Below are 13,037 nucleotides of genomic sequence, written 5' to 3' on the forward strand. Positions count from 1 at the left end.
GGAGACCCCGGACGCCCGCCCGCTTCGGTGGTACGTACGCCGTTACTTGGCCCGCTCGGCGAGGAAGGCCTCGACCTCGGCCCGGATCTCCGGCGTGTCCAGCCCGCGCACGGTCATCGTGGTGCGGCGGCGCAGCACGTCGTCCGTGGTGTAGGCCCACTCGTTGTCCGCCGCGTACGCGACCTGCGCCCAGACGTCCGGGCCGTCCTCGTGGATCGGCCGGCCGAGCTCCGGGTTCTCGTCGATCATGCGGGCGATGTCGAAGGACAGGGTGCCGTAGTGGCTGGCCAGGTGCTTGGCCACCAGCGGCTCCATCCGCGAGCCCGGCTCGCGGTCGATCAGCAGGCGGTGCGCCACCGCGTTCGGCGCGCCGACGCCCGGCAGCGGGACGGTCGGGGCGATCGGGGACATGTCCTCGCCGAGGCTGGTGCCGGGCACGTGGGCCAGCTTCTCCAGCACGGTGCGGCCGATGTGCCGGTAGGTGGTCCACTTGCCGCCGGAGACCGACAGCATGCCGCCGCGGCCCTCGGTGACGACCGTCTCGCGCTTGGCGGCGGCGGTGTCGCCCGGCCCGCCCGGCAGCACCCGCAGGCCGGCGAAGGAGTAGGTGATCAGGTCGCGGTCGAGGTGCTCGTCGCGGATCGCGTGCGCGGCCTCGCCCATGATCTGGTCGATGTCCGCCTCGGTGGCCCGGACGTCCTTCGGGTCGCCGGTGTACTCCTCGTCGGTGGTGCCGAGCAGGACGTGGTCCTCCCACGGGATGGCGAAGGAGACGCGGTACTTGTCGATCGGGATGGTCAGCGCGGCGCGCCACGGCGAGCGGCGCTTGACGACCACGTGGGCGCCCTTGGAGAGGCGGATCGACGGCGCGGCGCCGGCGTCCTCCATCTTGCGCAGGTGATCCACCCACGGGCCGGTGGCGTTGAGCACCAGGCGGGCGTCGACGCCGAACTCGGTGCCGTCCAGGCGGTCCTTCAGCTCGGCACCGGTGACCCGGCCGCCGGTGAAGCGCAGGCCGGTGACCTCGGCGTGGTTGAGGACCACGGCGCCGGCGTCGACCGCGGCGCGCACGGTCATCACGGCGACGCGCGAGTCGTTCATCTGGTGGTCGCCGTAGACGGCCACCGAGCGCAGGCCCTCGGTGCGCAGCGCGGGCACCTGCTGGGCGGCGTGCGCGGCGGTGGAGACCCGGCCCATGCCGTCGCGGAAGGCGGACAGCGCCGAGTACAGGAAGACGCCGGCGCCGAGCTTGGCGGCGCCGTGCGGGCCGCCCTTGTAGACCGGCACGAAGAAGGTCAGCGGGTTGACCAGGTGCGGGGCCACGTCGGTGGAGAGCGCGCGGCGCTCCTTGTGGTTCTCCGCGACCAGCTTGACCGCGCCGGTCTGCAGGTAGCGCAGACCGCCGTGGACGAGCTTGGAGGAGGCGCTGGAGGTGGCACCGGCGAAGTCGCCGGCGTCGACCATGGCGACCTTCAGGCCGGCCTGGGACGCGGTCCAGGCGACGGCCGTGCCGAGGATGCCGCCCCCGATCACCAGCAGGTCGTAGGTGGCCTTGCCGAGCAGTTCGCGGGTCTCGGCGCGGGAGGCGGTGTGGCCGGCGGTGCGCTCGGCGCCCAGGGTCGGGATGGTTGCCATGGTGGTTGTGTACGGCGCGCGGGTCGGGCGGCGCCGTTACTCCTCTCGTGTGCGGTGCGGCCTCTGCGGGAGAGGCCGGTCGGCCCGGTGCGGCGGGCCGGTGTGAAACGGAACCAGCCGGTCGGGGCTCGGGGCCCCGACCGGCTCGTCGGTCAGTTGTTCTCTTCTTCCTCCACCCAGCCCATGGTGCGCTCCACGGCCTTGAGCCACTTCTTGTACTCACGCTCCCGGGTGTCCTCGTCCATGCGCGGGGTCCACTCGGCGGCGCGGTGCCAGTTGGCCCGCAGGGTGTCGAGGTCGTTCCAGAAGCCGACGGCGAGTCCGGCCGCGTAGGCGGCGCCGAGGGCGGTGGTCTCGGCCACGTACGGGCGCTCGACCGGGGCGTTCAGGACGTCGGCGATGTTCTGCATGAGCAGGTTGTTGCTGGTCATGCCGCCGTCGACCTTGAGGGCGGTGAGCTCGACCCCGGAGTCCTTCTGCATGGCGTCGACGACCTCGCGGGTCTGCCAGGCGGTGGCCTCCAGGACGGCCCGGGCCAGGTGGCCCTTGGTGACGTACCGGGTCAGGCCGGCGATCACACCGCGGGCGTCGGAGCGCCAGTACGGGGCGAACAGGCCGGAGAAGGCCGGGACGAAGTAGGCGCCGCCGTTGTCCTCGACGGTGTTGGCGAGGGTCTCGATCTCGGCGGCGGTGGAGATGATGCCGAGCTGGTCGCGCAGCCACTGGACGAGCGAGCCGGTGACGGCGATCGAGCCTTCCAGGGCGTACACCGGGGCCTGGTCGCCGATCCGGTAGCCGACCGTGGTCAGCAGGCCGTGGTACGAGTTGACGATCTTCTCGCCGGTGTTCAGCAGCAGGAAGGTGCCGGTGCCGTAGGTGGACTTGGCCTCGCCCTCGTCGAAGCAGGTCTGGCCGAACAGCGCGGCCTGCTGGTCGCCGAGCGCGGAGGCGACCGGGACGCCCGCCAGGTCGCCGACGGCCTCGCCGTACACCTCGGCGGAGGAGCGGATCTCCGGCAGGACGGCCATCGGCACGCCCATCGACTCGGCGATGCTCTCGTCCCACTGCAGGGACTTGAGGTTCATCAGCATGGTGCGGCTGGCGTTGGTGACGTCCGTGACGTGCTTGCCGCCGTTGACACCGCCGGTGAGGTTCCAGATCACCCAGGTGTCCATGGTGCCGAACAGGATGTCGCCGGCCTCGGCGCGCTCGCGCAGGCCCTCGACGTTGTCCAGCAGCCAGCGGATCTTCGGGCCGGCGAAGTAGCTGGCCAGCGGGAGGCCGGTCTCGCGGCGGAAGCGGTCCTGGCCGACGTTGCGGCCCAGCTCGCGGCAGAGCGCCTCGGTGCGGGTGTCCTGCCACACCAGCGCGTTGTGCACCGGCTCGCCGGTGTGCCGGTCCCACAGGACGGTGGTCTCGCGCTGGTTGGTGATGCCGATCGCGCGGATGTCGTCCTTGGTCAGGCCGGCCTTCTCCAGCGCGCCGCGGACGACCGACTGCACCCGGGTCCAGATCTCGGCGGCGTCGTGCTCGACGTAGCCGGGCTGGGGGAAGATCTGCCGGTGCTCCTGCTGGTCGACGGCGACGATCCGGCCGTCGGCGCCGAAGATGATGCAGCGGCTGGAGGTGGTGCCCTGGTCGATCGCGGCGATGTAGTTACCGGTGGAGGTCATGGGAGGGTCCTCGGCTCGGGTTCGGGGGGATGACGGGGTGGGTGGGCCTGACACGCGTGTTCGGTCAGTCCCCGTGTGTGGCGGGGTCGAACCCGTCCTTTAGAAGATGGCGTTGTAGACGCCGCCGGCCGCGAGGCCGCCCAGGACCGGGCCGACGACCGGGATCCAGGCGTACGACCAGTCGGAGCCGCCCTTGTTCGGGATCGGCAGGAACGAGTGGGCGATGCGCGGGCCGAGGTCACGGGCCGGGTTGATCGCGTAGCCGGTCGGGCCGCCCAGCGAGAGGCCGATGCCGACGACGGTGAAGGCGACCATCAGGGTGCCGGTGCCGGACTGCGAGAGGCCGGAGTTGGTGCCGATGGTGAGGATCGCGAAGCAGAGCACGAAGGTGCCGATGACCTCGGTGATCACGTTCTGGATCGGGTTCCGGATCTCGGGGCCGGTCGAGAAGATGCCGAGGGTGGGCTCCTCGTTGGCGTTGAACTGGCCCAGGTAGGTGGCCCAGACCAGTACGGCGCCGATGATCGCGCCGAGCAGCTGGGAACCGAGGTAGAGCGGCACCTGGCTCCACTCGCCGCTCTTGACCGCGAGCGCGATGGTGACGGCCGGGTTCAGGTGGGCACCGGACTTCGGAGCCGACATGTAGGCGGCGATGAGGACCGCGAATCCCCAGCCGAAGGTGATCGCCAGCCAGCCGGCGTTGACGGCCTTCGACTTCTTGAGGGTCACGGCGGCGCAGACGCCACCGCCGAGAAGTATCAGGGCGGCGGTGCCGAGGGTTTCGCCGACGAAGACGTCGCCGTTGGAGAACGCGGACACAAAGACTCCCTTGTCCATATGGCCCGGAGGGTGGGGTGGGGGCAGGCGGCCGGTCGATCACTGTGCGGGTGAGCGCACTGTGGGAGTGATCTCTCCGGCCATCGTTCGACAATGTCGACCGTCATGCGGAAGCTTCCTCCCCAGGTCGCCCCCACGTCAAGGCAGGGTTACGCAGCTGTGACCCTGGCCTCGGCGGGTCCGTCGACGTTACCGAGCGGAGCGTCCCGAAACGGGACAAAACGCCAGAGGCGCGGACAGGCCTCCGCCCGTCCGCGCCTCAGCGTGACGAATCGGCGGCCCGCCGCGGGCCGCCCGTGGACGTGCTCAGAACCGCCCGGCACCCAGGTCGCGGGAGATCGCCCGCGCCGCGCTGCGCACCGAGGCCACCAGCGAGGGCTTCACGAACCCGTCCTCGCAGACCCGCTCGACGGCGCCGCTGATGCACACCGCCCCGACCGGGTTGCGCCGCCGGTCCTGGATCAGCGCGCCGATCGAGGCCACGCCCTCCCAGGTCTCCTCGATCGAGTCCGCCCAGCCGCGCTCCCGGATCAGCGCGCACTCGGCGTCCACGTCGGCCGCCTCGGTGAGCGTCCGCACGGTGTACGACTCGTACGGTCCGTCGCCCAACTCCCCGCGTGCGACCGGGTCGTAGGCCACCAGTACCTTGCCCAGCGCGGTGCTGTGCAGCGGCTGCATCGAGCCCACCTCCAGCACCTGCCGGGTGTCGTCCGGCCGGAACACGTGGTGCACGATCAGCACGCCCCGCTGGTGCAGCACGCCCAGGTAGACCGTCTCGCCGGACGCCCGGGCCAGGTCGTCCGCCCACACCAGCGCCCGCGCCCGCAGCTCGTGCACGTCCAGGTAGCTCTGTCCCAGCCGCAGCAGTTCGGCGCCCAGCTGGTACTTCCCGGTCTCCGGATCCTGCTCGACGAACCCCTCCTGCTGCAGCGTGCGCAGGATGCCGTGCGCGGTGCCCTTGGCGAGCTCCAGCGAGGTCGCGACCTCGGAAAGGCCCAGCCGGCGCTCGCCGCCGGCCAGCAGGCGCATGATCGCGGCGGCCCGGGAAAGCGACTGGATCGGGCCGGGCATGGGAACCTCCGCGCTGACAGGCGGTCGACATTGTCGACCGCAGTGATGACGGGACGAGTCTGCCAGGCCGCGCGGACTCCGTGCACCTTCCCCCCGGGTAACCCGCCCTCCGCCCGCTGTTCACCTGCCGCGCGGCGCGCGGTCCGGGCCGCGGCGTGCGCGCACGACGCCGCGGCGGCCGCACGGCGTCCGGGTCCGTCACGCGGCGTCCGGGCCGCCGGCCGCCGGCCGGTAGCCGTCAGCCCACCGCCCCCGCCCGCTGTGTCCGCAGCACCGCCACCTCCGCCGCCAGCGCCGCGATCCCGTCCGTCCCCACCCGGCAGCAGCCGCCCACCAGCCGCGCCCCGTCCGCGAGCCAGCCGCCCACCCGGGCCGAGCGGAAGGTCGGCTCGCCGCGCCAGCCCCGGCGGGCGGCGTCCCAGCTCTCCCCGCTGTTCGGGTACACCACCACCGGCTTCCCGGTCACCTCGGCGGCCACCGCCACCGCCCGGTCCGCGTCCTGCGGCGTACAGCAGTTGACGCCCACCGCGACCACCTCGTCCACGTCGGCGGCCAGCGCGAAGGCCTCCGCCAGCGGCTGCCCCGCCCTGGTCCGGTCGCCCTCGATGCTGTACGACAGCCAGGCCGGCACCCCCAGCCCGCGCACCAGCCCCAGCAGCGCCCGCGCCTCGTCCGCGTCCGGCACCGTCTCCAGCGCCAGTACGTCCGGCCGGGTCGCCGCCAGCACCTCCAGCCGCGGCCGGTGGAAGTCCGCCAGCTCCGCGACGCTCAGCCCGTACCGGCCCCGGTACTCCGAACCGTCCGCCAGCACCGCCCCGTACGGGCCGACCGAGGCCGCCACCCAGCGCCGCCGCCCGCCCGGCTCCGGCCGCGCCGCCTCCCGGGCCAGCTCCACGCTGCTCGCCAGCAGCCGCGCGGCCTGCGCCCGGCCGACCCCACGGCGCGCGAAGCCCTCGAAACTCGCCTGGTAGCTCGCGGTTATCGCGACGTCCGCGCCCGCCGCGAAGTACGCCCGGTGCGCCTCCGCCACCGCCTGCGGGTCGTCCGCCAGCAGGCGCGCCGACCACAGCTCGTCCGAGAGGTCGTACCCGGCCGCCGCCAACTGGTTCGACATCCCACCGTCGAGCACCAGCGGGCCGGCGGCCAGCGCGGCGGCGAAGTCCGGCGGGGGAGCAGTGGGCATGTCGGTCTCCTCTGGAAGAGTTCCTGGTCACAGCCTAGAGGGGCGGGCCCCGACCGAGCGGGAAAAGCATTTGCCGCAGGGGAACGCAATCGCTACGTTGTGCTCAGCCCGAGAAGAACGGACCGGCAGGCAGGCCCTGCGGCGGAGAGCACGGAGAGGAGCCCGGCGATGGCGACGGACGACCAGCCCGCCCCCACCGGGCCCGGCGCCGAGCAGGAGTGGCTCGCCGCGTACGACCCGCGCGCCTACGCCCCGATCGCCGTCACCGTGGACGTGGTCGCCCTGACCTTGCGCCACGGCAGCCTCCACGTCCTGCTCGTCGAGCGCGGCGGCCCGCCCTACCAGGGCTGCTGGGCGCTGCCCGGCGGCTTCCTGCGGGCCGGCGAGGAGGGCCTGGACGAGGCCGCCGCCCGCGAGCTCGCCGAGGAGACGGGCCTGCTGAGCGCCGCCGAGGCCGAGACCAGGCTCTGCCGCCTCCACCTCGAACAGCTCGGCACCTACGGCACCCCCGAGCGGGACCCGCGGATGCACGTGGTCTCCGTCGCCTACCTCGCCTTCGCCCCAGACCTGCCCGACCCCCAGGCCGGGACGGACGCCGCGGCCGCCGCCTGGCACCCCGTCTCCGACCTGGACCTCCGGCCCTGCGGCCGGTCCCGAGCCGCCGGTGCGCCCGCCGACACCCACGGGGGTGGCGTCGACGGGCGCGCCGGCACCAGCCCGCTCACGCTGGCCTTCGACCACGCCCGCATCCTCTCCGACGGCCTCGACCGGGTGCGCGCCAAGCTCGAGTACAGCCCGCTGGCCACCGCCTTCCTGCCGTACGACTTCACCATCCCCGACCTCCGCGCCGTCTACGAGGCGGTCTGGGACGAGAAGCTCCACCCCGGCAACTTCCACCGCAAGGTGCTGTCCGTGCCCGGCTTCGTCGAGAGCACCGGCACCACCACCGAGCGCGGCGGCGCCCGCGGCGGCCCCCGCGCCCGCACCTACCACGCCGGCGACGCCCGCCTGCTGCACCCCGCGCTGCTGCGCCCCACCCGCGACGGCACGGCCGCCGACACCGAGGCCCCCTGAGGTTCCGCCGCGCGCGGCACCACCGTCGACGCACCGGGCTACCATCCGGCCATGACCACTGACGAAGCGACGACCACCGACCGAGCGCCCCAGGCCGCCCACCGGCCGTTCTCGCACTGCCACTTCTGCGGCACGCCGTACCCGCCCGGTACCCGGCTGTGGCCGCGCACCTGCCCCGGCTGCGCCGAGATCAGCTACCGCAACCCGCTGCCCGTCGCGGTCACCGTCCTGCCCGTCACCCGCCCCGACGCCGACCCCGCCCTGGTCGTCATCCGCCGCACCATCGAGCCCGGCTACGGCGAACTCGCCTTCCCCGGCGGCTACATGGACTACGGCGAGAGCTGGCAGCAGGCCTGCGTGCGGGAACTGCACGAGGAGACCGGCATCGCCGCCGACCCGGCCGACGTCACCCTGATCCACACCGCCTCCGACCCCAACGGCCGCTTCGTCATGCTCTGCGGGCTGCTCCCGGCCCGCCCGCTCGCCGACCTCCCGCCCTCGCGGCCCACCGACGAGACCGACGGCTGGCTGCTCGCCACCGCCGAGACCGCGCTGGTCTGGGACTTCCACAACGGCGTCCTGCGCCGCTGGTTCAGCGGCGAGTTCACCCCCCGCTGACCTCCCGGCCCGGCCCTCGGCCGACCCTGGCGCGGCGGGCGATCACATGGCATGGTCTGCACCGACAGCCCAACCGGACGGGTCTGCCACGAGCCCTCCCGTCCCCACCACCGGCCGGGAGACCACCACCGTGAGCACCCCACCGCAGGACCAGCCGCTCTGGCGCCCCCACCCCGCTCGCGCCGCCGCCACCACCCTGGTGGCCTTCCAGGCCTGGGCCGCCGAACACCACGGCGCCCCGGCCGCCCCGCTCGCCCCGGCCGCCGACGACCAGCAGGCCGCCCAGCGCTACGCCGACCTGCACGCCTGGTCCACCGAGGACCTCGACCGGTTCTGGACCGCGGTCACCCAGTGGTTCGGCGTCCGCTTCTCCCAGGCACCCGAGGCCGTCCTCGCCGACTCGGCCATGCCCGGCGCCCGCTGGTTCCCCGGCGCCCGCCTCAACTACGCCGAGCACGCCCTGCGCGCCGCGGAGACCGGCCCCAATGGGGAGAAGGGCGCCAACGCCGACCGCCCCGCGATCCTCCACCTCGACGAGACCACCGACCAGCCGGTCGTCCTCACCTGGTCCGAGCTCCGCCGCCAGGTCGGCTCCCTCGCCGCCGCCCTGCGCGCCCGCGGCGTCCGCCCCGGCGACCGGGTCAGCGCCTACCTGCCCAACGTCCCGCAGGCCGCCGTCGCCCTGCTCGCCACCGCCGCCGTCGGCGCGGTCTGGACCAGCTGCGCCCCCGACTTCGGCGCCCGCAGCGTCCTCGACCGCCTCCAGCAGATCGAACCCGCCGTCCTCTTCGCCGTCGACGGCTACCACTACGGCGGCAAGGACCACGACCGCACCGAGGTCGTCGCCGAACTCCGCCGCGAGCTGCCCGGCCTGCACACCGTCGTGCACGTCCCGCTGCTCGGCACCCCCGCCCCCGAGGGCGCCCTGACCTGGGACGACCTGGTCGCCGACGAGGTCGAGCCGGTCTTCGAGCCGGTCCCCTTCGACCACCCGCTCTGGGTCCTCTACTCCTCCGGCACCACCGGCCTGCCCAAGGCCATCGTCCAGAGCCAGGGCGGCATCCTGCTCGAACACCTCAAGCAGGCCGGCCTCCACCTCGACCTCGGCCCGCAGGACCGCTTCCTCTGGTACACCTCCACCGGCTGGATGATGTGGAACTTCCTGCTGGCCGGCCTCCTCGTCGGGTCCACGATCGTCACCTACGACGGCAGCCCCGGCCACCCCGACACCGGCGCCCTCTGGTCGGTCGCCGCCCGTACCGGCGCCACCGTCCTCGGCACCTCCGCCGCGTACGTGATCGCCAGCCGCAAGGCCGACCTCCACCCCGGCCGCGACCTCGACCTCTCCGCCGTGCGCTGCATCGGCACCACCGGCTCCCCGCTCCCGCCCGACGGCTTCCGCTGGATCTACGACGAGGTCAAGGAGGACGTCTGGCTCGCGTCCGTCAGCGGCGGCACCGACGTCTGCTCCTGCTTCGTCGGCGGCGTCCCCACCCTCCCGGTGCACCTCGGCGAGATCCAGGCCCCCTGCCTCGGCGCCGCCGTCGAGTCCTGGGACGTCCAGGGCAAGCCGCTCACCGACGCCGTCGGCGAACTGGTCGTCACCAAGCCCATCCCGTCGATGCCCACCCGCTTCTGGAACGACCCCGAGGGCACCCGGTACCACGACAGCTACTTCGACATGTACCCCGGCGTCTGGCGCCACGGCGACTGGATCACCGTCACCTCCCGGGGCACCGTCGTCATCCACGGCCGCTCCGACTCCACCCTCAACCGCCAGGGCGTCCGGATGGGCTCCTCGGACATCTACGAGGTCGTCGAACGCCTCCCCGAGATCGCCGAGTCCCTGGTCATCGGCCTGGAGGAGCCCGACGGCGGCTACTGGATGCCGCTGTTCGTCGTCCTCGCCCCCGGCGCGGAGCTGAACGACGACCTGATCGGCCGGATCCGCACCTCGCTGCGCACCGAGCTCTCCCCGCGCCACGTGCCCGACGAGGTCATCGCCGTCCGCGGCCTCCCGCACACCCTCACCGGCAAGCGGATCGAGGTCCCGGTCAAGCGCATCCTCTCCGGCACCCCGCTGGAGCAGGCCGTCAACCCCGGCTCCGTCGACCGCATCGAGCACCTGCGCTTCTTCGAGCAGCTCCGCCTCGACCGCCAGGCCTGACCGACGCGGAAGGGGCGGCCCCCACCGCGATGGTGGGAGCCGCCCCTTCGGGTTCCTGCGTCCGTCCTACTCGCCGGAAAGCACCTGCTGCGCCGCGGCGCGCGCCTCCTCGGCGCTGTCCGCGGCCCGGGCCGCCTCGGCCGCCCGGCGGCACTGCGCCAGCGTGTACTTGGCGAGCGTGCTCCGCACGTACGGGATCGAGGCCGCGCCCATCGAGAGGCTGGTGACGCCCAGACCGGTCAGCACCACGGCCAGCAGCGGGTCGGAGGCCGCCTCGCCGCAGACGCCGCAGCTCTTTCCGCTCACCCGCGCGGCGTCGGCCGCCGAGGCGACCAGGTCCAGCAGGGCCGGCTGCCACGGGTCCTGGAGCCGGGCCAGCGCACCCACCTGACGGTCGGCCGCGAAGGTGTACTGCGCGAGGTCGTTGGTCCCCAGCGACAGGAACTCGACCTCCTCGAGGATCGCCCGGGCGCGCAGCGCGGCGGACGGGATCTCCACCATCGCACCGAACTTGGCGTCCAGCCCGGCCTCCCGGCAGGCGGTGGCGAAGTCCCGGGCGTCCTTGCGGTCGGCCACCATCGGGGCCATCACCTCGAGGTGCACCGGCAGGCCCTCGGCCGCCTTGGCCAGCGCCTCGAGCTGGGTCCGCAGCACCTCGGGGTGCTCGAGCAGGGTGCGCAGACCGCGCACGCCCAGCGCCGGGTTCGGCTCGTCGGCCGGGGTCAGGAAGTCCAGCGGCTTGTCGGCGCCGGCGTCCAGCACCCGGACCACGACCCGGCCCTCGGGGAAGGCCTCCAGCACCTTGCGGTACGCCTCGACCTGCTTCTCCGCGCTGGGCGCCTTCGCCGAGTCGTCCAGGAACAGGAACTCGGTGCGGAACAGGCCGACGCCCTCGGCGCCGTTCTCCAGCGCGGCCGGCACGTCGGCCGGGCCGCCCACGTTGGCCAGCAGCGGCACCCGGTGCCCGTCCGAGGTCTGCCCCGGGCCGGAGGAGGCGGCCAGCGCGGCCTTGCGCTCGGCGGCGGCCGCCCGCAGCTCGTCCTGCTTCTCCTGGGACGGCTCCAGCAGGACGTCGCCGGAGCTGCCGTCCACCGCGACGACGGTGCCCTCGGCGACGTCGGTCGCCCCCGGCAGCGCCACGACGGCCGGCACGCCCAGCGCCCGGGCCAGGATGGCGCTGTGGCTGGTCGGCCCGCCCTCCTCGGTCACGAAGCCGAGCACCAGGGTCGGGTCGAGCAGGGCGGTGTCCGCCGGCGCGAGGTCCCGCGCGAACAGCACGTACGGCTCGTCGCTGTCCGGCACGCCCGGCATCGGCACGCCGAGCAGCCGGGCCACGATCCGGTTGCGCACGTCGTCCAGGTCGGCGACCCGCCCGGCCAGGTACTCCCCGGCGGAGGCGAGCAGCGCCCGGTAGGCCGCGAACGCGTCGTAGACGCCGCGCTCGGCACTGCTGCCGACGGCGATCCGGCGGGACACGTCGGCCATCAGCTCCGGGTCCTGCGCCATCAGCGCCTGGGCCTCCAGCACGGCCTGGGCCTCACCGCCCGCGAGGTTGCCGCGCGCGACGAGATCGGCGGCGACCGCCTCGACGGCGGCCTGGGCGCGCGCCTGCTCGCGCGGGGCGTCCTCGGCCGGGATCTGGGTGGCCGGGGGCTCCAGCACCGCCGTCCCCATGTGCCGCACCTGGCCGATCGCGACCCCGTGGCTCACGCCCACGCCGCGCAGCGTCTTCTCCATGTCACCTGTCTCCGCTGAGATGAGCGGCCCCGCCGGGAACCGCTGTGTGGGGGCCGCCCCGTCATCTCGTCCGGGGCGGGTGTCGGAAGGAAAGGGGTCAGCTCCAGCTGAAGAGCTGCTCGCCCGCCTTGGCGTCGCCGTCCTCCCGCAGGCCGCCGAGCGAGTCGGCGGTGGCCTCCAGCGCCACGATCGGCGAGATCGGCGACTTGCCCGCGGCCTCGACGGCGGCCGGGTCCCACTTGATGACGGCCTGACCGCGGGTCACCGTGTCGCCCTTGTGGACGAGCAGCTCGAAGCCCTCGCCGTTGAGCTGGACGGTGTCGATCCCGAGGTGGGTCAGCACACCGTGGCCCTCGGAGTCCACGACGACGAACGCGTGCGGGTGCATGGAGACGACGACGCCGTCCACCGGGGCGACCGCCGTGGTCTGCTCGCGAACGGGGTCGATCGCGGTGCCCGGGCCGACCATCGCACCCGAGAACACCGGGTCGGGCACGCCCGCGAGCCCCACGATCTTGCCGGTCAGCGGCGACGTCACAGTGGTCATGGTTGTGCCTCCCAAGTGCGCAGTACAGCGAGCGGCCGCGAGGAGCGGCACGACGATCAACTGAAGCCTAAATCATGTCAACTTTGGACATCTGCTGACATTCTCGGGCGAAGAGCCCGCCCTTGCCTACCTGGCCGGCCGGCGAATCACCGGCCCGCGAGTGGTCTAGTCCTCTTGCCGATGTGCCGCACTCTACAGGCATCTTGGCGAATCGGGACCATTGCTGTATATGCTCGCGAGAGCAACAAATCATGCCGCCGTCCGGAGGACACCCGGTGCGCCCCGATTCGCGCTCCGGCTGCCGACCGGCTATGGTGGGTCGAGTCGCCGCGACTCCGCGGTTAACGCCAGATTTCAGACGTGAAAAGCCCCGGTAAACGGAGCGGAAATCGTCTGGTAGGCTGGAAACACGAAAGAACGAAGCCCGGAGGGCCTGCTGGAAGGCGGTCCGAAGGAAGCGTCCGTTCCTTGAGAACTCAACAGCGTGCCAAAAGT

The 13,037-nt window shown here is 73.2% G+C and carries 10 protein-coding genes; 3 read left to right on the forward strand and 7 right to left on the reverse strand.

Annotation, left to right across the window (positions count from 1 at the left end; all coding sequences use genetic code 11):
- Nucleotides 1–42: 42 nt before the first annotated feature.
- From ABZW03_RS26060 to mmuM, 5 genes are all read right to left on the reverse strand, one after another.
- A complete protein-coding gene (locus ABZW03_RS26060) occupies nucleotides 43–1,635 on the reverse strand; it encodes a glycerol-3-phosphate dehydrogenase/oxidase (RefSeq protein ID WP_355262930.1) in 1,593 nt (530 codons plus the stop codon).
- A 152-nt stretch (nucleotides 1,636–1,787) separates the two neighbouring features.
- Nucleotides 1,788–3,308 carry a glycerol kinase GlpK gene (gene glpK / locus ABZW03_RS26065; RefSeq protein WP_355262933.1) on the reverse strand — a complete coding sequence of 507 codons (1,521 nt, stop codon included), beginning with the start codon at nucleotides 3,306–3,308 and terminating at the stop codon, nucleotides 1,788–1,790.
- Between the two features lie 99 nt (nucleotides 3,309–3,407).
- Nucleotides 3,408–4,127 carry an MIP/aquaporin family protein gene (locus tag ABZW03_RS26070; protein WP_355262936.1) on the reverse strand — a complete coding sequence of 240 codons (720 nt, stop codon included), beginning with the start codon at nucleotides 4,125–4,127 and terminating at the stop codon, nucleotides 3,408–3,410.
- A gap of 324 nt (nucleotides 4,128–4,451) precedes the next feature.
- Nucleotides 4,452–5,216, reverse strand: coding sequence for an IclR family transcriptional regulator (locus ABZW03_RS26075; protein WP_355262939.1), 765 nt, complete (start codon nucleotides 5,214–5,216; stop codon nucleotides 4,452–4,454).
- Nucleotides 5,217–5,454: 238 nt separating this feature from the next.
- The gene (gene mmuM, locus ABZW03_RS26080; RefSeq protein ID WP_355262942.1) at nucleotides 5,455–6,399 is read right to left on the reverse strand and encodes a homocysteine S-methyltransferase; all 945 of its coding nucleotides are present in this window, start codon (nucleotides 6,397–6,399) and stop codon (nucleotides 5,455–5,457) included.
- Nucleotides 6,400–6,567: 168 nt separating this feature from the next.
- Between mmuM and ABZW03_RS26085 the strand changes: the two genes are divergently transcribed.
- The 3 genes from ABZW03_RS26085 (at nucleotide 6,568) to ABZW03_RS26095 (ending at nucleotide 10,258) form a co-directional block, all read left to right on the forward strand.
- A complete protein-coding gene (locus ABZW03_RS26085; RefSeq protein WP_355262944.1) occupies nucleotides 6,568–7,473 on the forward strand; it encodes an NUDIX domain-containing protein in 906 nt (301 codons plus the stop codon).
- Nucleotides 7,474–7,524: 51 nt separating this feature from the next.
- A complete protein-coding gene (locus tag ABZW03_RS26090; protein WP_355262947.1) occupies nucleotides 7,525–8,091 on the forward strand; it encodes an NUDIX domain-containing protein in 567 nt (188 codons plus the stop codon).
- Nucleotides 8,092–8,221: 130 nt separating this feature from the next.
- Nucleotides 8,222–10,258, forward strand: a complete 2,037-nt coding sequence (locus ABZW03_RS26095; protein ID WP_355262950.1) for an acetoacetate--CoA ligase — start codon at nucleotides 8,222–8,224, stop codon at nucleotides 10,256–10,258.
- A gap of 66 nt (nucleotides 10,259–10,324) precedes the next feature.
- Here ABZW03_RS26095 and ptsP read toward each other — a convergent pair whose 3' ends face one another.
- Together ptsP and ABZW03_RS26105 are read right to left on the reverse strand one after the other, a co-directional pair.
- The gene (gene ptsP, locus ABZW03_RS26100) at nucleotides 10,325–11,995 is read right to left on the reverse strand and encodes a phosphoenolpyruvate--protein phosphotransferase (protein WP_355262953.1); all 1,671 of its coding nucleotides are present in this window, start codon (nucleotides 11,993–11,995) and stop codon (nucleotides 10,325–10,327) included.
- A gap of 97 nt (nucleotides 11,996–12,092) precedes the next feature.
- Entirely contained in the window at nucleotides 12,093–12,542 is a 450-nt protein-coding gene (locus ABZW03_RS26105) for a PTS glucose transporter subunit IIA (protein ID WP_355262955.1), read from the reverse strand.
- Nucleotides 12,543–13,037 lie beyond the last annotated feature (495 nt).

Source organism: Kitasatospora sp. NPDC004799, assembly GCF_040609095.1.
Lineage (GTDB): Bacteria > Actinomycetota > Actinomycetes > Streptomycetales > Streptomycetaceae > Kitasatospora.